Source organism: Variovorax sp. P5_A3, from assembly GCF_056400665.1.
This window is the reverse complement of sequence record NZ_JBFUKW010000034.1, coordinates 25,745-46,734: the sequence shown is the minus strand read 5'-3', so window position 1 is coordinate 46,734 and position 20,990 is coordinate 25,745. Positions and strand designations below refer to the sequence as shown.

At 63.3% G+C, this 20,990-nt stretch carries 21 protein-coding genes; 11 read left to right on the top strand and 10 right to left on the bottom strand.

From position 1 onward, the window contains the following. Window positions 1-30 precede the first annotated feature (30 nt). Window positions 31-561 carry a helix-turn-helix domain-containing protein gene (locus AC1D3B_RS32290; protein WP_478194756.1) on the top strand — a complete coding sequence of 177 codons (531 nt, stop codon included), beginning with the start codon at window positions 31-33 and terminating at the stop codon, window positions 559-561. Between the two features lie 39 nt (window positions 562-600). Here AC1D3B_RS32290 and AC1D3B_RS32285 read toward each other — a convergent pair whose 3' ends face one another. The 4 genes from AC1D3B_RS32285 to AC1D3B_RS32270 are packed head-to-tail and all read right to left on the bottom strand — an operon-like array spanning window position 601 to window position 4,152. After that, window positions 601-1,290, bottom strand: coding sequence for a 3-oxoacid CoA-transferase subunit B (locus tag AC1D3B_RS32285; protein WP_478194755.1), 690 nt, complete (start codon window positions 1,288-1,290; stop codon window positions 601-603). Then, window positions 1,287-1,949: a CoA transferase subunit A gene (locus AC1D3B_RS32280; RefSeq protein ID WP_478194754.1), complete on the bottom strand. Its 663-nt coding sequence runs from the start codon at window positions 1,947-1,949 to the stop codon at window positions 1,287-1,289. Before AC1D3B_RS32280 ends, AC1D3B_RS32285 begins: the two co-directional genes overlap by 4 nt. Next, window positions 1,946-3,145 carry an acyl-CoA dehydrogenase family protein gene (locus AC1D3B_RS32275; protein ID WP_478194753.1) on the bottom strand — a complete coding sequence of 400 codons (1,200 nt, stop codon included), beginning with the start codon at window positions 3,143-3,145 and terminating at the stop codon, window positions 1,946-1,948. The genes AC1D3B_RS32280 and AC1D3B_RS32275 overlap by 4 nt, the downstream gene beginning before the upstream one ends. 23 nt (window positions 3,146-3,168) lie before the next feature. Continuing rightward, the gene (locus tag AC1D3B_RS32270; RefSeq protein ID WP_478194752.1) at window positions 3,169-4,152 is read right to left on the bottom strand and encodes a Bug family tripartite tricarboxylate transporter substrate binding protein; all 984 of its coding nucleotides are present in this window, start codon (window positions 4,150-4,152) and stop codon (window positions 3,169-3,171) included. 275 nt (window positions 4,153-4,427) lie between these two features. On the opposite strand from AC1D3B_RS32270, the gene acuR reads away from it, so the two are divergent. From acuR to AC1D3B_RS32225, 9 genes are all read left to right on the top strand, one after another. Further along, window positions 4,428-5,093, top strand: a complete 666-nt coding sequence (acuR, locus tag AC1D3B_RS32265; RefSeq protein WP_478194751.1) for an acrylate utilization transcriptional regulator AcuR — start codon at window positions 4,428-4,430, stop codon at window positions 5,091-5,093. 20 nt (window positions 5,094-5,113) lie between these two features. After that, a complete protein-coding gene (acuI, locus tag AC1D3B_RS32260) occupies window positions 5,114-6,100 on the top strand; it encodes an acrylyl-CoA reductase (NADPH) (RefSeq protein ID WP_478194750.1) in 987 nt (328 codons plus the stop codon). 13 nt (window positions 6,101-6,113) lie between these two features. Then, window positions 6,114-7,754 carry a thiamine pyrophosphate-dependent enzyme gene (locus AC1D3B_RS32255; RefSeq protein ID WP_478194749.1) on the top strand — a complete coding sequence of 547 codons (1,641 nt, stop codon included), beginning with the start codon at window positions 6,114-6,116 and terminating at the stop codon, window positions 7,752-7,754. 126 nt (window positions 7,755-7,880) lie between these two features. Next, window positions 7,881-8,678: an aldolase gene (locus tag AC1D3B_RS32250; RefSeq protein ID WP_478194748.1), complete on the top strand. Its 798-nt coding sequence runs from the start codon at window positions 7,881-7,883 to the stop codon at window positions 8,676-8,678. Window positions 8,679-8,820: 142 nt separating this feature from the next. Beyond that, window positions 8,821-9,840: an amino acid ABC transporter substrate-binding protein gene (locus tag AC1D3B_RS32245; RefSeq protein ID WP_478194747.1), complete on the top strand. Its 1,020-nt coding sequence runs from the start codon at window positions 8,821-8,823 to the stop codon at window positions 9,838-9,840. 80 nt (window positions 9,841-9,920) lie between these two features. Next, window positions 9,921-11,093 carry an amino acid ABC transporter permease gene (locus tag AC1D3B_RS32240; RefSeq protein ID WP_478194746.1) on the top strand — a complete coding sequence of 391 codons (1,173 nt, stop codon included), beginning with the start codon at window positions 9,921-9,923 and terminating at the stop codon, window positions 11,091-11,093. Window positions 11,094-11,095: 2 nt separating this feature from the next. Then, window positions 11,096-12,187: an amino acid ABC transporter permease gene (locus AC1D3B_RS32235; RefSeq protein ID WP_478194745.1), complete on the top strand. Its 1,092-nt coding sequence runs from the start codon at window positions 11,096-11,098 to the stop codon at window positions 12,185-12,187. Window positions 12,188-12,206: 19 nt separating this feature from the next. Then, window positions 12,207-12,947, top strand: a complete 741-nt coding sequence (locus tag AC1D3B_RS32230) for an amino acid ABC transporter ATP-binding protein (RefSeq protein ID WP_478194744.1) — start codon at window positions 12,207-12,209, stop codon at window positions 12,945-12,947. Between the two features lie 67 nt (window positions 12,948-13,014). After that, on the top strand, window positions 13,015-14,220 hold the full coding sequence (locus AC1D3B_RS32225) for a trans-sulfuration enzyme family protein (protein WP_478194743.1): 1,206 nt from the start codon (window positions 13,015-13,017) through the stop codon (window positions 14,218-14,220). Between the two features lie 61 nt (window positions 14,221-14,281). Here the strand turns inward: AC1D3B_RS32225 and AC1D3B_RS32220 are convergent, their stop codons facing one another. The 5 genes from AC1D3B_RS32220 to AC1D3B_RS32200 all read right to left on the bottom strand — a co-directional run bounded on the left by AC1D3B_RS32220 (window position 14,282) and on the right by AC1D3B_RS32200 (window position 17,837). Continuing rightward, window positions 14,282-15,169 (bottom strand): LysR family transcriptional regulator, encoded by an 888-nt coding sequence (locus tag AC1D3B_RS32220; RefSeq protein ID WP_478194789.1) that lies wholly within the window; start codon window positions 15,167-15,169, stop codon window positions 14,282-14,284. 61 nt (window positions 15,170-15,230) lie between these two features. Continuing rightward, the gene (locus AC1D3B_RS32215; protein ID WP_478194742.1) at window positions 15,231-16,391 is read right to left on the bottom strand and encodes a trans-sulfuration enzyme family protein; all 1,161 of its coding nucleotides are present in this window, start codon (window positions 16,389-16,391) and stop codon (window positions 15,231-15,233) included. Window positions 16,392-16,449: 58 nt separating this feature from the next. After that, the gene (sugE, locus tag AC1D3B_RS32210) at window positions 16,450-16,770 is read right to left on the bottom strand and encodes a quaternary ammonium compound efflux SMR transporter SugE (RefSeq protein ID WP_478194741.1); all 321 of its coding nucleotides are present in this window, start codon (window positions 16,768-16,770) and stop codon (window positions 16,450-16,452) included. A gap of 71 nt (window positions 16,771-16,841) precedes the next feature. After that, complete coding sequence (locus AC1D3B_RS32205; protein WP_478194740.1) at window positions 16,842-17,186, bottom strand: antibiotic biosynthesis monooxygenase family protein; 345 nt, start codon at window positions 17,184-17,186, stop codon at window positions 16,842-16,844. An 18-nt stretch (window positions 17,187-17,204) separates the two neighbouring features. Next, complete coding sequence (locus AC1D3B_RS32200) at window positions 17,205-17,837, bottom strand: FMN-binding negative transcriptional regulator (RefSeq protein ID WP_478194739.1); 633 nt, start codon at window positions 17,835-17,837, stop codon at window positions 17,205-17,207. Window positions 17,838-17,918: 81 nt separating this feature from the next. On the opposite strand from AC1D3B_RS32200, the gene pdxR reads away from it, so the two are divergent. Next, window positions 17,919-19,472 carry a MocR-like pyridoxine biosynthesis transcription factor PdxR gene (gene pdxR, locus AC1D3B_RS32195; RefSeq protein WP_478194738.1) on the top strand — a complete coding sequence of 518 codons (1,554 nt, stop codon included), beginning with the start codon at window positions 17,919-17,921 and terminating at the stop codon, window positions 19,470-19,472. Here the strand turns inward: pdxR and AC1D3B_RS32190 are convergent. Beyond that, window positions 19,420-20,793: a sigma-54 interaction domain-containing protein gene (locus AC1D3B_RS32190; protein WP_478194737.1), complete on the bottom strand. Its 1,374-nt coding sequence runs from the start codon at window positions 20,791-20,793 to the stop codon at window positions 19,420-19,422. The genes pdxR and AC1D3B_RS32190 overlap by 53 nt on opposite strands. Window positions 20,794-20,990: the final 197 nt, after the last annotated feature.

Below are 20,990 nucleotides of genomic sequence, written 5' to 3'. Positions count from 1 at the left end.
GATCGGCCCGCCGTAGACCCGTTCAAAGCCTTGGCACTACACCTCAAGTACCTGCGCGTCCAAAGCGGACTGACGCTAGAGAATCTGGCTCTGGATTCAGGGCTGACGCGCAGCTATTTGTCGAAGATCGAGCGGGGCGTGTCTACCCCGTCGATCGAATCGGCGCTCAATATCGCCAAGGCCCTGGGTGTGACGGTGGACCGGCTCTTCGGGCAACAGCCGGAGGAAGACGTTGTTTCCATCGTCCGGGGCAACGGATCCATCGCGGGAGATCCCACGACGCATCTCTCCTTGGTCGCGGGCCTTCGCGACGATCGCGTGATGCGGGCATTCATCGTGCGCCCGGGAAAAACCCAGAAGCGCGGCCGGATCATGAGCCACCATGAGGGCGAAGAAATCCTCTTCGTTCTCACCGGCCACATCGAGATGCAGATCGGGGCACGCAAGGAGCGCCTGGAACCAGGCGACTGTGTGCAGTTCGACTCCACCATTCCGCACAAGCTCACGGCGCTCACCGACGAACCGGCTTCGGCTCTTGTCGTGATTGCCGCCACCGCATAGGTCCTGAGGCGCGGCTCGCCCCTAGCCTGAATCTCGGGCTCAGCGGGACGGCGCGAGCACCCCATCCGAAGAGAATCGCCATAGTGCGGGCGCCGGCTTCAGCGGCGCCCCGGTGAGTCGCTGCACGGAATCAAGCGATGCACCCTCAAAGAGCGCCTGCACGACAAATCCATCGCCGGTAATTTCGATGATCGCCAGATTCGTGAACACCTTGGCCACAACGCCCACTGCCGTGAGCGGCAAGGTGCAACGCTCGACCAGGCGCGGCTGGGCGTCGCGCGTGGTGTGCTCCATCATCACCCATATCTGCTTGGCTCCCACGGCAAGATCGATGGCTCCGCCGATGGCCGGAGGCGCACCGTTCAGATCGCCCGTGGTCCAGTTGGCCAGGTCGCCGTGCTGGGAGACCTGAAACGCACCGAGGATGGCAATGTCGAGGTGCCCTCCGCGCATCATCGAGAACGACAGGCTCGAGTCGAAGAATGAGCCACCGCGGGCGAGCGTGACGGGCATCTTCCCGGCATTGATCAGGTCCAGGTCTTCCTCTCCCTCGGCTGGTTTGGGCCCGACGTTGAGAATGCCGTTCTCGCTGTGGAGCATGACCGAGGTATCGGAGGGAAGATAGTCCGCCACGCTCGTCGGGGCTCCGATGCCGAGGTTGACGAAACCTTGCTTGGGAAGCTGGTGTGCGACCAGGCGCGCGAGTTCCAGTCTGGATAGCGAGTTCATGCGTGCCTCGAGAGAAAGACGCGGTCGACAAAAATGCAGGGGGTGATGATGCCTTCGGGGTCGAGTTCGCCGGGCTCCAGGAGTTCGTCGACCTCCACCGCGACGACCTCGCCCGCAGTAGCCATCACCACAGAATGATTTCGTGCCGTTTTGTTGTAGTTCAGGTTTCCGAGGACATCGGCCTGCCGGCCCTTGAGCAGCGAGAACTGCGCACGCAAGGGCCTCTCAAGAAGGAACTCGCGGCCATCGACCACGACCTTCTGCTTGCCCTTCTCGAACACAGTACCTACACCCGTGGGAGTGAGGAATCCGCCAAGGCCCGCACCTCCGGCCCGGATGCGCTCGACCAGCGTGCCCTGCGGGACCAGTTCGAGTTCGACATCGCCCGCCCGGTATTGGTTGGCGAACACGTCCGCGCTTCGCGGGTAGGAGCAGACGATCTTCCGGACGATGCGCGCGCCGAACCACAGCGAAAGGTCCTGGCCGCCGGAGCCTGCGTTGTTGGAGATGACGGTCAGCTCGCGCACCCGCAGGTCCAGTACCGCCTCGATCATCCCGCGCGGAACCCCCGCGCCGCCGAAGCCGCCGACCATCACCGTGTCTCCATCGCGCAAGTCCTCGACAGCGGCGTGCGCATCCTTGACGACCACGTTTCTCATTGATCGGGTCCTTTCTGTGCGGGCGAAGGTCCGTAGTCCTTGACCAAGCCCTTGGCGATGCGGTCGAGCAGCATCTGGCTGGTGCCGTCGCCGAATGCCGCCAGCCGTGTTTCGCTTGACAGCATGGCAAGGCGGTGATCGGCGCTCGCGCCGGTGGCGCCCATTGCACGCTGGCACTGGTCGAGCCCCCAGACGGCCACGTCGACGGCGAATTTTTTCGCTTGGGCGGCCAGCGTCAGTGCCGCCTTTCCTGTTTGCACTGCGATCGCTGCGCGCAGCACGAGTGCATTGGCTGCCTCCAGGCGCAAGGAGACCTCCGCGAGCTCCCACCCGAATCCCTGGTGCCTGAGCAGCGGCTTGCCGAAGGCTTGCCTCGATTCCGCGTAGCCCACCGTCTCTGCCAAGGCCGCTCTGGCAGAGGCGACGCACATCGCCGCCACATGAACGCGTGCGGCGTTGACCGATGCCATGGAAGACTTGAAGGCCTGCCCTGGCGAGTCGAAGAGACACCAGTCGGGGACGAAATGATCCTGGAAAACCAGGGATGCCAGCCTGAAGGACCGGGCGCCCGGCATGACGAGTTCTTCCCTTCGCAGCGTCGGCCCGTCAACCAGCGGCACCAGCAAAGACGCGATATCGCCGGCTTCCGCGCCGACTGGGTCAACTCTTGCAAGCAGGTTTGCGCACTGGATGATCGAACCGTTGGTGATCCAGGACTTCGTGCCGCTTACCAGCCATCCGCCATCCACGCGCCGTGCCCTCGTCTTCAGCGTGGCCAGGTCGCTTCCGCCGTCGGGCTCCGACATGGCGGGGGCGCACAGCGTACGCCCGCCCAGCATGGCGCCGAGGAACTCGGCACGTTGCTTCTCGGAGCCGGAGCGCGCCACGCGAGTCACAGAGCCTTGCAGATTGTTGATGGCAAAGGCGGCGGCAAAGCCATGTTCCGCCATCGTCTGCGCCACGCGGATCTTGCAGAGGAACGAGGCATCGTGGCCGCCGAATTCCCTTGGCACTTGAAGCCCCAGGAAGCCTTCCTTTGCCCATCTGTCGATCCAGGAGGCATCGTAGGCGCGGCCCTGCGTATGCGACTCCAGCAGGTGGGCGCTGAATTCGCCGCGGCAGAAGTCGCTGGCGGCCTGGACGAGCGCTCGCTCCGCCGCGGACAGTCTCTCGTCGTAGAGGTCGTAGAAGTTCATCGGGATCGATACTCGGCACTCGCTTAGCGGGCCAAGGGAGTCGTCATCGTTTTCGCCCAATCGTTCCAGAACACGATCTCCTTGGCCACCTGCTTGGTATACAGATCGGGTGTCGACACCTTCACCGGAACGGCGCCGAGCGTCTCCAGTTGCGCCAGGAACTCGGGGCTCGTCACCACCTTGTCGAGCGCCGCCGCAATCTTCTGCACGACGGGACCCGGCGTACCCGCAGGCGCCGCAACGCCGAACCAAGGCGAAAGATCGATCGGCTTGCTGCCGGCTTCCTGAAGCGTGGGCAGATCCGGGAACGCGGGCGAGCGCTCGGGCGCGGCGACCGCAAGGGCCTTGATCTTTCCGGCCCGGATGTGCTGGGCGACTGTCGCCTCGGTGAAGAAGCCGACCTGCACCACGCCGGCCATGAGATCGGTGATGGGTTGCGCGCCGCCCTTGTAGTTCACGAACGTGAGCTGCGTGCCGTTGCGTGCATCGAACAGCGTTCCGCCGATGTGCGATGTCGCGCCGAAGGTGCCGCCGAAATTCAGCTTGCCGGGGTTTGCCTTCGCGTAGGCGATGAGTTCCTTGATGCTGTTGACCGGCACGTCGGGATTCACGACAACGAGATTGCGCTGCTTGGCGACGTTCCTGACGTAGGCAAAGTCCTTGAGCTGGTCATAGGAAAGCGTTGGATTCAGGGCTTGCCCGCGCGTCTGCGAGGACTCCACCGCGACGAGCAGGGTGTAGCCGTCCGGCTTCGACTTGGCGACGGCATCGGCGCCGATGACGCCGCCGGCACCGGCGCGGTTGTCAACGATGACCGTGCCGTTGAGCTCCTTGCCGAGGCCCTGCGCAATCACGCGCGCAATGATGTCCGTGGGACCCCCTGGCGGGAAACCCGCCACGAGCTTGATCGGCTTTGACGGATACGGCTCTTCGGCCAGCGCGGTGGTGATGGCCAGACAGGCGAGGCCGGCGGCGACAAGCCATTTCTTGATGGGGTGGGGCTTCATGGGGCTTCCTTCTGCAGAAGTGAGGAGGTGGTAGAAGTATTGGCTACAGGACACATTGTGTCAATTAGGACTCGTATCGGGGTTTACGAGCAAGACTTGGGCCTGCGATCAAGTCGGGAGAAATCTGAAAATTCAATCCGTCGACCCTGCAATCAAGTGCAGATTGCCCAATGAAAGTGCATGCGTGTCCGCATGTTGGTGCGGGCTTAGCGGATACGTGCGCGCCTGGGAGAAAGCAGTGAGTGTTCTCTAGACGATCAGTCTAGAATTGCCGCATGACAGAAAAAACCAAAGCGGCCGTGCGTCGCGGCAGGCGGCCTGCGCCAGCGTATGCTGCAACGCGCGATGTACTGATCCGATGCGGGATGGAACTGCTCACCGAGCAGGGCTTCAGTTCGACAGGCCTGGATGCCGTGCTGAAGCGGGCGACCGTGCCCAAGGGCTCGTTCTATCACTACTTCGCGAACAAGGATGCGTTCGGAGCGGCCGTGATGGACGCCTATGACGACTACTTCAAGCGCAAGCTCGACCGGTGGTTGTTGAACCAGGAACGCGCGCCGCTCGATCGGCTTGCCGACTTCATTACCGATGCATCCAGGGGCATGCGCAAGCACCGCTTCACGCGGGGATGCCTAGTCGGCAACCTGAGTCAGGAACTGGGTGCCCTGCCTGTGGATTTTCGCGCACGCCTCGACGCCATTCTTGTCGGCTGGCAGGAGCGGGTGGCTCGCTGCCTCCGAGAGGCTCAGGCCGCAGGAACCATCTCGGCAACGCTGGACGTCGAGCAGCTCGCCGAGTTCTTCTGGATCGCCTGGGAGGGGGCCGTGCTCCGAGCCAGGCTGGTGCAGTCGGACCGGCCCCTGGTGACCTTCATCGGGGCATTCCTGTCCAGCCTGGGTGTGCACGTCCAGGCTTCGCCCCGCCACGCGGCGGATCACTGATTTATTACTGGAGCGAAAACATGTTCAAAGGCATCGTCGTGGAAAAAGACGCGGAAGGCTACCGCGCGTCGCTGACCGAGATCGATGAAAACCGCCTGCCCGCAGGCGACGTCATGGTCCGTGTCGAATACAGCACGCTGAACTACAAGGATGGCCTGGCCATCACCGGAAAGGGCCCTGTGGTCCGGAGCTTTCCCATGGTGCCGGGCATCGACTTTGCGGGCGTGGTGGAGCAGAGCGACCATCCCGGATTCAAGCCAGGCGATGCGGTGGTGCTTAACGGCTGGGGCGTTGGCGAGACCCACTGGGGCGGGCTTGCACAGCGTGCGCGCGTGAAGAGCGACTGGTTGATTCCGCTTCCGAAGCGTTTCAGCGCCAGGGATGCCATGGCAATCGGTACCGCAGGGTACACCGCCATGCTGTGCGTGATGGCCCTGGAGCGGCACGGGCTGAAGGCGGGCGATGGGCCGGTGCTCGTGACGGGTGCGAACGGCGGCGTCGGAAGCGTTGCGATCGCCCTGTTGGCCAAGCTCGGGTACACGGTCACGGCGTCCACTGGGCGGCTCGACGAGTCCGAGTATCTTCGACGGCTCGGCGCCACCGACGTGATCGATCGCAGGGAGTTGAGCGAACCGGGCAAGCCGCTGCAGAAGGAGCGCTGGGTCGCCGCCGTGGACTCCGTTGGCGGCCACACGTTGGCCAACATATGCGCGCAGCTTCGATACAACGGCGTGGTCGCTGCGTGCGGCATGGCCCAGGGGCTCGACCTGCCTGGGTCGGTCGCGCCGTTCATCCTCCGCGGTGTAAGCCTTATCGGCGTTGATAGCGTGATGCGGCCAAAGGCAGACCGCATCGCGGCCTGGGAGCGGCTGGCGCGCGATCTGCATGGCCTGATCCTGGAAGACATTGCGGCCGAGATTGCGCTGCCGCAAGCGATCGACGCAGCCGCCCGACTCATGCGGGGGGAGATCCGGGGCCGCTTGGTCGTCGACGTGAACGCGGCATGAAAAAGGGGCGGTCATGACGTATCGAGTTGCCGAGGCCATTGTCGACAGCATGGTCGCGCATGGTGCGGACCGCGCATTCAGCGTTCCCGGTGAAAGCTTCTTGGCGCTCCTGGACGCGCTTTACGCGCGGCGCGACTTCGATCTGGTGACATGTCGCCACGAAGGATCCGCAGCCCTGGCCGCGATTGCGGACGCCAAGCTGACGGGGCGCGCCGGCATCGTCATGGCGAGCAGGGGGCCGGGGGCATTCAATGCCGCGATCGGAGTCCACGTGGCGGCCGAAGAAGCAGTTCCACTGATCCTTTTGATTGGCCAGGTCGAAACGCCGAACCTGGGCCGGGGCGCCGTTCAGGAAATCGATTCCGCCAAAGCTTTCTCCGGCTTGCTGAAATGGTCCGGGCGCATCGACAAGGCGGCAAGCGCCGCCGAAGTGATGGCCCGCGCCTTTGCTGCGGCCGCCTCGGGAACGCCGGGTCCGGTCGCCGTCGAGTTGCCCGAAGACGTCCTGACCGAACTGGTCGAGCGACAGCCCGCGCGGGTTCACTGCGTGGCAGTCGCAGAGGCAACCCTGGAGGAAGTTGCGCGCGTGCACGAACTGATTTCCAGGGCCGACCGGCCGATCCTGATTGTGGGCGGGGAGTGCCGGAGCGATGATTTCCGCAACGATCTCCAGGAACTCGTCGGCCGGTGGGGCATTCCCGTTGCCGTCACCAACAAGAACCAGGATCAGTTCTCCAACACAGACCCCCGCTGGGTTGGCCAGCTGAGTTTCTTCACCTCGCCCGCACACACGGCGCTCTTCAGCGAAGCCGACCTGCTTGTGGCGATTGGCAGCCGCATGGGCGATGTGTCGTCCCTGGGGTTCGCCTTTCCGCGGCAAGGCGCCAATCCGCAAAAGTTCGTTCACGTGTATCCCGATCCGTCCATGATCGGGCGCCATTTTTCGGCGGAACTGCCGATTGTCTCGACGGCGCATGGCTTCGTGCGCGCCGCATTGCGCCATGGCGGCTCTGGGTCAGTGTCGAGCCAGTGGCTCGAGCGGGTGCGCGCGGCGGCCGACCGTGCGCACGGCTGGCAGCCACAAAATGTGGTGGCGAACGACGTTCTGGGCCACTCGATCATGGCGCTTGCACGTCTGGCCCGGAACGATGCGGTCTTGACGACCGATTCGGGCAACTTTGCAGCCTGGGTTCACCGCATCTTCAGGATGACGCCGGCGAACCGGCTGCTCGGCTCGGCTTGCGGAGCCATGGGAACGGGGGTCCCGGCCGGCATAGCGGCTGCCTTGCGCCACCCGAAGCGAGAAGTTCTCGCCTTCGTCGGCGATGGAGGATTTCTCATGAACGGCAACGAATTGATCACCGCGGTCGACAGAGGGCTGAACCTGCGCGTGGTGGTGTCCAACAACGGGTCTTACGGCACGATCCGCACCCACCAGCAGCGGCACTTTCCCCATCGCATCAGCGGCACGGACCTGGCGAATCCCGGCTTCGCAAGACTTGCCGAGGCATTCGGCGCCCGTGGATTCAGGATCGAGCACTCCAGGGATGCCGCAGGCATCGTCGAGCAAGCCATGAGCGTCGAGGGACCGGCGTTGATCGAAGTCTGCAGCGACCCGGACATGTCAGTGGAACGTTCCCTCAAGTGGAATTGAGCGCAGGTCCATTCATTCGAGGCGTCGGCGTGCGAGGCTCATAGCTGCTATGAGCTGTGGTGCATGGTTTCTTGTGAGGCAGGCCAGGATACTTTGTGTCATTACAAAGTCACGGAGACACACCACATGGCTGAAGATTTGCGGTCCAAGGACTACTTTGACGATCGTGCGACCAGGGACATGGCCAGGCATCTGGTGTCACCTCCCCGGACCATGAAGGAGACCCTGGCCTGCGCTTGCCGGATCCTTGCCATGACGGGGCAGGAGGCGGGTCTTGCAGGCCAGATCAGCGCGCGGTCCGAGAGGGCAGGCGCGTACTGGACGCTCCGGTTCGGCCTCGGCTTCGACGAAGCCACGCCGGAGGACTTCATCGAAGTCGATGGCGACCTGAACACGCTGACGGGCAGCGGTATGCCGAACCCCGCGACGCGGTTCCACCTGTGGGTGTACGAGGCGCGGCCCGACGTTCAGTCCATCGTCCATACGCATTCGCCCTGGGCCTCCGCGCTCGCTGCAGCCAGGCAGCCACTGGTCATCGCTCAGATGGACATGACCCCCCTGCATGACGATTGCGCGTTCCTCGCGGAGTGGCCGGGGGTGCCCATTGCGGATGATGAAGGGGTCATCATCTCGCGGGCCCTGGGATCGAAACGAGCCATCGTCCTGGCACACCACGGCTACCTGACGGCGGGAAAGACGACCCAGGAAGCCACCTACCTGTCGGTATATCTCGAGCGTGCCGCGCGCATGCAGATCCGGGCCCAAGCCGCATTCGGCCCGTTGACGCCGGTGGACGACGCCTTGGCTCGCGAGGCGCATGACTATCTGCTGAAGCCGTCGATCGTGAACAGCACCTTCGACTATTGGTGCCGGCAGACCGAAGCAGCCTCGGCGCAGCCGCTCGCCGGCCGGCCACGACCATAGAGCACTTGCTCAACCCTTCCGCCTTCCGGCGATGAATCCGATGGACGTGCATCTGGCATGTTCGTCCCGGACTCGATCGCCCGCCCGCTTCTCCACGCTCAGCGTCTTCGCTGAAAACACCCAGTCCACAAGGAAGATCGCCATGAAACTTGTCCGCCTCGCGGCCGCCGCCCTGATGGGCCTTTGTCTCTCAGGCATGAGCCATGCCGGCCAAACATTCGACACGGTGAAGAAGCGCGGCTTCGTGCAGTGCGGTGTCTCGACGAATCTCCCCGGATTCGCATTCACCGACAGCAAGGGAGAGTGGCAGGGCATCGACGTGGACACCTGCCGCGCCATTGCAGCCGCGATGTTCGGCAATGCGACCAAGTTCAAGGTGATCCCGCTCACCACACAAGCACGCTTCACTGCGCTGCAGTCCGGCGAAGTCGACGTGCTGACACGCAACACCACCCAGACGATGTCGCGCGACACCACCCTGGGCCTCATCGGCGTTGGCGTGAACTTCTATGACAGCCAGGGCATCATGGTGACAAAGGATGCCAACGTCAGCAGCGCGAAGAATCTCGCCGGCGCAACCATCTGCGTCCTTCCCGGAACCACGACCGAACTGAACCTCACCGACTGGTTTCGCGGTCTCAAGCAAAGCTTCAAGCCGGTGTTGCTGGACACCGTCGACGAGATCAAGCGCGCGTTCGCGGCGGGCCGCTGCGATGGCATCACGATGGACAAGTCGCAGCTGGCGCTTGCGCGTATCGCTTTCGGAAACACGGACAAGTATGTGATCCTGCCGGAGCCGCTGTCCAAGGAGCCTTTAGGACCGATGGTCCGCCAAGGCGACGAAGCCTGGTTCAACGTCGTGCGCTGGTCCCTCAATGCGCTGCTGGAGGCGGAGGAGTACAACCTGACCTCCAAGAACGTCGACGAGATCGCGAAAGGCAGCAACCCTCCCAACATCCAGCGGATCCTCGGTACCGCTCCCGGAATGGGCAAGGGACTCGGGCTTGACGACAAGTGGGCATACAACATCATCAAGCAGGTCGGCAATTACGGTGAATTGTTCGACCGGAGCCTCGGCGCAGGGAGTCCGATGAAGCTCGATCGCGGTCTGAATGCCTTGTACACGAAAGGCGGCTTGATGTACGGGTGGCCCATTCGTTAGTTCAAAGCCCGTGCGGCTGATGCGACGCGCGTGTGGCGCGCGCACCGCCGCGTTCGCGCCAAACCCGCACCGACATTCCCATGAGCTCACCTCACCGCGCTCCGCTCAAGTTCAGCTGGAACAATCCGGAGTTCAGGGCACTTGCCTATCAGTTGGTCGTCGTGGGCCTGGCTGCCCTCGTGGCGTACTACCTTGTCTCCAACACCTTGCACAACCTCGCGACGCGCAACATCGCGACCGGTTTTGCATTTCTGGAAAGAGAAGCGGGATTCGCCATCGGCGAGTCCCTGATCGAGTATTCGCCTTCGGACACCTACGCCCGCGCCATTCTCGTGGGGCTCGCCAACACGCTGCGGGTTTCCGCCGTCGCTTTGGTGTTGGCCACGATGCTCGGCGTCGTTGTCGGAATCGCCCGGCTGTCGAGCAACTGGCTCATCATGCGGCTGGCAGGTGCCTATGTCGAACTGATCCGCAACGTGCCGCTTCTGCTGCAGCTCCTGATCTGGTATGCCATCATCGGTGAACTGCTGCCGGGTCCAAGGGCGGCTTTTCATCCGCTTCCGGGTATCTACCTGTCGAACCGCGGCATGCTGATGCCATCGGTGGATGGACCGGCCGTCGCGGGAATGCTTTGGGGATTGGTGCTCGCCGCAGTCGCCATCGTGGCGGTAGCCCGCTGGCAGCGAGCCAGCCGGCGCCGGACCGGCGCCCCGACGAGACTCTGGCCTTTCGCCCTGATGCTCTTGCTGCTCATGCCAATGGTCGGCTGGCTGGTTGGAGGGCGCGAATTCGAGCTCAGCATACCCCATCGGAGCGGATTCAACTTCGAAGGGGGCTGGGCGCTCTCTCCCGAACTGTTCGCCTTGCTGGTCGGTCTCGTCACCTACACAGCCGGATTCATTGCAGAGATCGTCCGTGCCGGCGTCCAATCGGTGAGCCATGGTCAATGGGAGGCGGCACAGACGCTCGGGCTTCCACGGTCTCGCGTGCTTCGGCTCGTCATCCTGCCTCAGGCGCTCCGCGTGATCGTTCCCCCCACGACGAGCCAATACCTGAATCTGGTCAAGAACAGCTCGCTCGCCGTCGCGATCGGCTACCCCGACCTGGTTTCCGTCGTCAACACCGTCCTCAACCAGACCGGCCAGGCGATCGAGGGCGTCCTGATCATCATGGCGGCCTTCATGACCGTGAGTCTGACGGTCTCGTTGTTGATGAACTGGTACAACAAGCGCATCGCGCTGGTGGAAAGATAAGCATGAGCACCACCACCCACACGGACCGGCCCGTCCAGGTAGCGCCGTCCAGAGTCCGGGCCAAGCTCGTGATCAGGCTGCGCCAAAGCCTCTTCCAGTCCTCGGCGAGTGCGGTCTTGACCATCCTGACGATCTGGCTCGTCCTGATGCTGGCACCCCCCTTGGTGCAGTGGCTGTTGATCAAGGCGAGCTTCCGGGCCCCTGACGCACAGGCCTGCAGGGAGGCGGGTGGGGCTTGCTGGGCTTTCATTCGGGAGAAGTATCGGTTGATTCTCTTCGGTACCTACCCGCACGCCGAGCAATGGCGGCCATTGCTCGCGACGGCGCTGCTAGTCGCGTCGATCGTCTGGACGGCCACACGCCGGCTGGCCGGACGCCAGATTGTCGGGCTGTGGGTGTTCACGATCCTGGCGGTGGCAACGTTGATGTGGGGCGGCTTCCTCGGCCTAGAGTTCGTCGAGAACACGCGCTGGGGCGGCTTGCCCCTGACACTGATACTGTCAACATTCGGAATCGCGTTTGCCTTTCCCATCGGCATTCTGCTCGCCCTGGGACGCCGCTCCCGGATGCCGGCTATCAAGGCAATGTGCGTCGCATACATCGAGCTGATACGCGGCGTGCCTTTGATCAGCCTTCTGTTCATGTCGTCGGTGATGCTGCCCCTGTTCTTGCCGGAGGGATTCGGCATCGACAAGCTGTTGAGGGCACAGCTGGCGATCATCTTCTTTGCGGCGGCCTACATTGCGGAAATTGTCCGCGGCGGACTCCAGGCCATTCCCAAGGGCCAATACGAGGGCGCCAAGTCCATCGGACTGAGTTACTGGCAGCTGACGCGAAAAATCGTCCTGCCCCAGGCCCTCAAGGTAGTGATTCCGCCGCTGGTGAGCACCTTCATCGCACTGTTCAAGGACACATCGCTTGTCGTCATCATCGGAATCTTCGACCTAACGCAAGCAGCGAAGGCGGCTCTCGCGGATCCCGCATGGACAGGCTTCGGCGTAGAGGCCTACCTTTTCATCGGCCTGATCTATTTCGTCTTCTGCTATTCCATATCGAGGTACAGCCGATCGCTCGAACGGAATCTGAAGCGTTAGCGTGCACTGGGAGCATCAAATGAGCGAAGTCATCGTCAGTCTGCAGAAGGTCAACAAATGGTATGGGGACTTCCATGTCCTGCAGGATATCAACCTGAACGTGCACAAAGGAGAGCGCATCGTGATTTGCGGGCCATCCGGGTCGGGCAAGTCCACGATGATCCGCTGCATCAACCGGCTCGAGGAGCATCAGTCGGGGCTCATCATGGTGGATGGCGTTGAACTGATCCACGACCTGAAGCGCATCGAGGCCATCAGGAAGGAAGTCGGCATGGTGTTCCAGCACTTCAACCTGTTTCCTCACCTCACCGTTCTGGAGAACCTCACGCTGGGACCGACGTGGGTTCTGAAAAAGCCGCTGGCCGAAGCGCAGGCGATCGCAATGAAGTACCTGGAGCGGGTTCGCATCCCCGACCAGGCGCACAAATACCCAGGCCAATTGTCCGGGGGACAGCAGCAGCGCGTTGCGATCGCGAGGTCGCTGTGCATGGCGCCCAAGGTCATGCTGTTCGACGAACCCACTTCGGCGCTCGACCCCGAAATGGTCAAGGAAGTGCTCGATGTGATGGTGAGCCTGGCCGAGGAGACGAAGATGACCATGCTCTGCGTGACGCACGAGATGGGCTTCGCCCGCAAAGTGGCGGACCGGGTGATCTTCATGGACCGAGGGGAGATCGTCGAAGAGAACGCTCCAGAGCTGTTCTTTGGCAACCCGCAGACTGACCGTGCCCGCCAATTCCTGAACCAGATCGTCCACTAGGCGCTGCCGCTGCCGCCGGGACGCGGGCTTGTTTTTATCGACAGATTTGAAAATGAAAGAGTCAAGCATGAAAGAGAATTCGCAAGGCCTGGGATTTCAGACGCGCGCGCTGCATCATGGCCACGACAGATCCGATCCCTACGGGGCCGTTTCTCCGCCGATCTACATGACCTCCACCTTCGCCTTTGACAAAACGGCGGAGGCGGCAGCAGTGTTCTCTGGAGAAAGCGACCGGTACGTCTACGGCCGGCAGCACAACCCGACGCAGCATCTCCTGGAGACGAGGCTCGCAGAGCTCGAAGGGGCCGAGGCCGCGCTGGTCACCGGATCGGGCATGGGAGCCATCTGCTCCACCTTGCTCACGCTCCTGTCGGCCGGAGACGAGTTGATCGTGCACCACACGATGTACTCGACGGCGACTTCGTTGGTCGACGAGGGCTTGCCGCGCTTCGGGGTGAAGGTCACGAAGGTCGACCTCACCAGGCCCGAGAAGCTGAAAGAAGCATTGTCTGAGCGCGCGCGGCTCGTGTACTTCGAAACGCCCGTGAACCCGACGGCTCAGCTGTTGAACATCAGCGAGCTGGCAAAAGTGGCGCACAGCCGTCCGGGCGTTCGGGTGCTTGTCGATTCGACGTTCGGCTCGCCCGCGCTGCAGCGGCCGATCGAGCACGGGGCCGATCTCGTGGTGCACTCCATGACGAAGTACATCAATGGACACGGCGATCTGCTCGCGGGGGTCGTGCTCGGAGATCTGCCCACGATCAAGCGCATCAGGTCGGAAGGACTCAAGTACATGACCGGCGCGACGCTCTCGCCCATGCTGTGCTTCCTGGTCATGCGAGGGCTGAAGACGTTGACGCTGCGGATGCGGCAGCACAGTGAGAGTGCGCTGAAGGTCGCCCGCATGCTGGAATCCCATCCGGCGGTGAAGCTCGTGCGCTATGCCTACCTCGAGGGCAGCCCCGATCATCGACTCGGCCACTCGCAGATGAGTTCCGGTGGTGGGATGTTGTCCTTTGAGCTGCACGCCGGGGTCGATGGTGCAATTGCGATGATCGACCGGTTGAAGCTCATATCGCGGGCCATCAGCTTGGGCGACACGGAAACCCTGATCACCCATCCCGGCACCCTGATCCTGGCGCGCCAGAAGGTCGAGCCTGCCGCGCGTCTCAGCGCCGGCGTGACGATGGACCTCATCAGACTGTCTGTGGGACTGGAAGATGTGGATGATATCCTCGCCGACCTTCGGCAGGCACTGGATTCATCGCAGTAGCGAGAGGGACCGGGACTTCTGATTCTGGATCCGCTCACACCCGTTCCCGGAACTGAAAAGATCAGGTCGAGCGTTGCAGTTGTTCGGCGACCTGCAAGACGCAAGCGAGAAGGTCGGAGGTCAACGGTGCCATCGCTTTGCCCGTGCTGGAGATGACCACCACCCGGCGGCGCAGTGCGGGGCGCTCGATGGACACTTTGCGAAGACCGTAGTCGGCAAGCAGCCTGTCGGGAATGCGCGACGGCAAGATGCAACTTCCGACCCCGGAGGAGACGAGCTCCAGCATGGCGTCTATGGTTTCTGCTTCGGCAACATAGGTGGCCTGCAACCCAGCGCTATGGATCATCCGCCTCAGAGCATAGTGCGCGGGAAAGCCGACCAGGCGCAGGCTGAGAGTTGACAGGTCCTGGGGCGATTCCAGGGGACTGTTGTCGAGGACGACCAATGCCATTTCGTCCTCGAACAGCGGCTTCGATGCCAAGGTTCCGCAATCCACCGCGGAGTCGTAGACGAAACCCAGATCTGCCTTGCCGTTTTCGACCAGAGCGACGACTTCGGGGGAACTGCGGCTCAGCAGCGAAAGATTCACATCTGGGTGCGTGCTGACGAATAGGGAGAACACGTCGGCGACGAAGTAATAGCTGAGCGTATGGACCGTCGCCAGGCGGACCGTGCCGTGCGTAACCCCTTGCCGGCGCGCGCCGTCGACAGCGCGATCGATCTCTCTGAAGGCCGGCGCCAAGGCGCTGTGGAGTTTCGTGCCGGCTTCGGTCAACTCGACGCCGCGACCCGTCCGGACAAACAGTGGCTGGCCCAGGTTCGATTCGAGTGCGCTCAATTGCTTGCTCAAGCCGGACTGTGTCTGGTCGAGCTTGTCCGCAGCCTTGGAGAGCGAGCCCAGTTCCGCGATGCATAGGAAATACCGCAGCGGGCGGTCAAGTGTTTCGATCGCCATGGTATTTCTTGGTTGGTCGCTGTGTACGTGGTCGAAGTACGTGCGAAATTGGCTGTTATGGTGCAGCGGAACGTATTGCCGAGTCGAGGTCGCTCCAGAGATCGTCCGCATCCTCGATGCCGACACTGAGTCGCAGAAGCGAAGGTGGAAGATGGCCCTGTCCGGGGGTCGCAGCTCTTCTTTCCATCGTTGATTCCACGGCACCGAGACTTGTCGCATGGCGGATCAGCCTGACATTTTGGCAGACACCGTCAGCAAAACCAGCCCCTCCACACATCTCGAACGAGATGATCGTTCCGAACCCCCTGAGCACACGTTTGGCAATGGCATGCGTCGAATGCGAGGGCAAGCCTGGATACCGGACACGAGCGATCAACGGGTGCGCCTCGAGCCGTTCCGAAAGCAGCATGGCAGTTTGCTGGGCCCGCTGAAGTCGAAGCACGAGGGTTCTCGCGCCGCGGACGGCAAGAAAGGCTTCGAGCGCTCCCGGTGTCGCGCCAGTCAGTTCGCGGGACTTCCTGAGGGCGCGCCACAGTGCATCGTCCCTTGTCGTGGCGAGACCCGCCAGCAGGTCGGAATGGCCGCCAATGAACTTGGTTGCCGATTGCAGAGACACCGTGGCACCGAAGTCGAGCGGCTTCTGATTCAAGGGCGTGGCGAAGGTGTTGTCCACTGCCACGATGGCTCCTGGCTTGCGTGGTGCAGTGAAAATAGCCTCCAAATCCGCCACGGTCAGCAGGGGGTTCGAGGGCGATTCAAGCCAGATCAGGTCAGCGGCGGCGCAAGCACGAATCCACCCTGCTGTATCGTCTACCGCCACCCGCTGCATGGACCATCGCCCTCTTTCGACGCCGGCTTCGGCGAGGCCTGCAACACCTTGATAGCAATCATCTGGCAGCACGATATTGGCACCAGCCGCAAGTTGATCGAACACCGAGGCAATGGCGGCCATGCCGGAGGCGAACGCTACGGCCTTGCCTGACTCAAGTCCTCCGACGACTTGTTCGAGTGATTCCCAGGTTGGCGTACCGTCATCACGCGAGTACTCGCGCACCCTGCCGATGATGAAGTTCGATGCTGGGATCAGCGGCACGTTCAACGGAGCGTCCGGCTCAGAGGCACGGCCTGCCGTGACGAGCCACGATTCCGGCTTGATGCAGAAGTGTGCATTTCCGTTCTCGGTACCTCCAAAAAGACTGTGGTGCGTGCGGTGCACGGCGTTGATGCCGCAGGCACGCGGTGTACTCGGAAGCTCGCACTTGCAGCCGAGCAGACTACGCCGAGCTTGTCAGTTTGAGGCCGACGATACCGGCAACGATGAGCCCCAGACTGACCAACCGACCGGGTGCTCCGGATTCCCCGAACAGGACAATGCCTAGGATTGCTGTGCCGACTGCCCCGACTCCTACCCAGACGGCGTACGAGGTGCCAACGGGTAGCGACTTCATCGCGATCCCCAGCAACACGACGCTGATGACCATGGACGTAATCGTGAAGATGCTTGGCCACAATTTGGTGAATCCATCTGTGTACTTCAGGCCGATGGCCCAGCCCACTTCAAGAAGACCGGCGATAAGCAGAAGCATCCAGGCCATATGATTCTCCACTCCGCGATCCAGACGCCGCATCCGATCGACTCCGTCGCTGTTCATAAGGCCGCCAGAATTCAGCGGACACAAGGTACTGATCGCGTTTCGCCAGCGAGCGGGTGCTGAACGCCGCCATCGCCATAGGAGCGGAGAACCCGTGCGATGACCACCTGATAGCCGTTGAGCCAGAGCGCTTGCCGCTGCTTTGCGGCGATGTGCGCTGGGTGCCCTATGAGTTGCTGAAGCGCATCCATCGTTTCCCAGTAGTACACGGTTGAGATGAGCCCCGTCGCGGGGTTCTCCCAATTCTCTTCGCCGAGATAGCCGGTGATGGATCTTGCAATCTGGGCAATGACTTCGTCCAAGGCTTGGAACTCGTCGTCGAGCTGGCGCTTTGCGAATGTGAAGGTGGACGTGTACATGAGCTTGTGCGGGCCTCGTCAGTTCGTTCCGCCGGCCCTGCGCATCGATTCGGCCAGTTCCTTGCTTCCACGCGCCTCCAGCGTCTCCGCAGCGTTGAGACGGTCGCGCGCATCCCTGTTTTGGCTGAGCTTGGCCTTGCCCACGAGCGAGGTGATGGCGATCTCAATGCCCACGATGTTGCGCACCATGCTGTCGATGTACTCGGGCGCGGAGTCACCCATCTTCCAGGGCTTTGGTTCGGCCGCCTCGTGGCGCCGCGTCAGGCGCGCGATGATGCCGCGCGCAAAGCGCTCGTCGTCGTGCACGGTGAGCACGCCGTGCGCGTGCACCACCTCGTAGTTCCAGGTGGGAACTTGGCGGTGCGCCTCGTGCTTGGATGGGTACCAGCTGGGCGAGATGTAGGCTTGGGCGCCGCCGAAGATGACCATCACTGGAGTTGCGGTGGGGCAGCGCTGCCACAGCGGATTGGCGCGAGCGAGATGCGCCGAGAGCAATCCGTGCGCTCCCACGTCAGGATCGAACTCGAACGGGAGGTGATCGGCCTCCAAGCCCGTGGTCCCATGCGTGACGAGTGCACCCAGCGGATGCTCGCGGATCATGTGGGTCAATTCCTCGGGTCTCGCTTCGGCGAAGTGCGTGGGGATGTACATCGGGGGAGGGGGAATGCTGTGGCAACTGGTACTGTCGTGCGGAACCGGCACAATGGGAAGGACCAGTTTTAATCCTTTTGCATGGACCAGTTTCGTAAGCCGCCGAGCCTGAGTTCCGGTGCCAGCAGCCCCGGACGCCACGTCTACGACCTGCTGCGTTTCCAGATTGCCGACGGGACGCTTGCCGCGGGCGCGCAGGTGCCGTCCACGCGTGCCTTGGCCGCCGATCTGGGAGTGTCGCGCACCACCGTCACCGCCGCCTATGAGCAGCTCGCGGCCGAGGGCTTTCTTGTCACGTCGCCCGGGCGCGTTGCCCGCGTCGCGAGTCCGATGGCTGCACGCGCACGGTCCGACACCAAGCTGAAGCGGCGAACTGGGACTGCGCCGACGCTCTCGGCTTTTGGCCGTCGCGTGGCGGCAATCGACATGCCGGGGCTTGCTCCTGCGGAACCTTGCCGCATCGACTTCCTGTACGGCGCTGTAGCTTCTCGCGATTTTCCGGCGCTGGCCTGGCGGCGGGCCTACCAGGCCGAACTGCTGCGCCATCAACGCAGGCTCTACTACGCCGCGCCCGAAGGCGACGCGTTGCTGAGACGCTCGCTGCAGGGATACTTGAGGCGCGCACGGGGCCTGGCCTGCGATGCCGAACAGATCCTCGTGGTGCATGGCTCACAGCAGGCCATCGACTTGTGCGCGCGGCTTCTGCTCAATCCCGGCGACACATTCGCTTTCGAGGAGCCCGGCTACCTGATGGCGCGCCGGTGTTTCGAGGCCACGGGCGCGGAGGCCCTGGCGATACCAGTGGACGCCCAAGGCCTGGACACGGTGAGGCTGCCAAAGGACGAACATGTTCGCTTGGCCTACGTGACGCCATCGCACCAGTTTCCGCTGGGAGGTGTGCTGCCCATCGGCCGACGCCTGGAACTCCTTCGTTGGGCGCGAACGCACCGCGCCTGGGTAATCGAGGATGACTACGACGGCGAGTTTCGCTACGGCCAGCGCCCGATCGACGCACTGCAGTCGATCGATTCCGACGGCCGCGTGATCTACATCGGCACCTTCTCCAAGGCGTTGTCGCCGCAGCTTCGACTGGGCTATCTGGTGCTTCCTGCTGAACTGGTACCGGTGTTTCGGCAGGCAAAGCGGCTGGCCGACCGCCATGCCCCCGTGCTGGAGCAGCGAGTGTTGGCGTCGTTAATCGATAGCGACGCCTACGAGCGCCATGTGCGGCGCACGCGCCGCGAAAACGAGCGCCGGCGTGCGGCCTTGCTCGATGCCATTGCGCGCCACCTGCCTGCCAGCGCCACGGTCGCCGGAACGGCGGCCGGACTGCATATAGTGCTCTGGCTACCGTTCCTGGGGCCGCACGACGAGCCGGCGCTGGTGGCGGCCGTGCGAAGCAAGGGTGTCGGCATCTACATGGTGTCGCCGCTGTTCGCCAGACCGCCATCGCACGCGCAACCACGGCCGGCTGGACTGATCCTGGGATATGCCAGCCTGTCGGTCGAGGAGATCGACCAGGGGATACGTTTGTTGGCGGCAGCGCTCGCCGAGCGGGGTGCGAAGCCGAGCGTGACGGTCGCTAAGACAAAGCGGGCGAGCGTCGAAGCTCCCGGTATAGCGTCGCGCGGCTGATGCCCAGCCGGCGCGCGGCCTCGTCCTTGTCGCCCGCAGTCTCTGCGAGCGTCTTGCGGATGCAGGCATCGCGCTCGCGGTCGAGGTGTGCCTGCAGCGTGGTCGTTGGTGTCGTTCCGTCCCGGCCGGCAATGGCCTGCGGACGCTTTGCGGCGGGCTGATCTGGCAGCCCGGCTTCGCCCGAAAGCAGGAAGCGCAGTAGCGCGGCTTCCAGCTGCCGCACATTGCCGGGCCAGTCGAAGGCCAGCCATCGAGCGCGCACCGATGGCGGCACGCGGCGCCCCGGCAGGCCTTCGCGCAGCGCCATGCGCTCGAGCAACTGTTCGGCCAACCACTCCAGGTCGTCGCGCTCGCGCAGCGCGGGCATCTGCACGCCGAGCACATTGAGCCGGTAGTACAGGTCGGCTCGGAACTGGCCCCCGTCCACACGCTCCTTAAGGTCGCGGTGGGTGGCGCAGACGACACGGGTGTCGATCGGGATCGGCGATACGCCGCCCACGCGCACGATCTCCTGGTTCTGCACGGCGCGCAGGAGGCTGGCCTGCAGGCTGAGGGGCATGTCGCCGATCTCGTCGAGGAATAGCGTGCCGCCGCTCGCGAGCTCGAACTTGCCCGGTTTGCCGCGCGTCCGGGCGCCGGTGAAGGCGCCGCCTTCGTAGCCGAAGAGTTCGGCATCGATCAGCGATTCTGGAATGGACGCGCAGTTGACCCACACGAACGGCCGCCGGGCGCGCGGCGACAGTGCGTGGATCGCGTTCGCCGCCAGTTCCTTTCCGCTACCGGTCTCACCCTGGATGAGCACCGGAAGCGACAGCGGCGCGGCCTGCTCGATGGCCGCACGCACCGCATCGATGCGGGCGCCCTGACCCAGGATGTCGTCGAGCCCGTAGCGCGCTGTCCATGGCGTGTGCGGGCTGTGGATGGCGCGCCCCTGGTCACCGGCGACAGCGACCGCCTTCTTCAGCGCCGCCATGTTGGAGAACAGCGCCAGGCCGACCGCGCCGATGATTCGCTCGTCCTGATAGACGGGCACCTGCCGTGCGAGCAACTGATGGCCACGCACTTCCAGCGGCATCACGGTCACGGTGGTGTCGCCGCGCGCCACGCGGTGCAGACGCGACTTTGGCGACACGACGTCAGTGATGTGCCGGCCGATGAAGTCCTCGGGCGGGCCGCCCAGCAACCGGCAGTAGGGCGCATTGATGAGCACGACGCGGCCTTCAGTGTCGACCGCCACGAGGCAGTCGGACACGTGGTCAAGCACGCGGCGCAGGAACTCGGCTTCGTTCTGACCGGAGCCGAACCATTCAGGAAAAGGCATTCTTTGTCTCGTTCTTGCGACTTTAGGACTCAATACCGAGACTAAGGTATCTGCACCAAGCCGTCAATCGAAGCCGGCGCGAGCAATTTATTTAAGCAAATCAAGCACTTGGCGTAATCGCGAAGACGTCCGCCGAACGGGCCCCGGATTTGCTCTGTGCTCTCCGCCTCGCATTCGACGCGGCGAGGCGAGGCGGC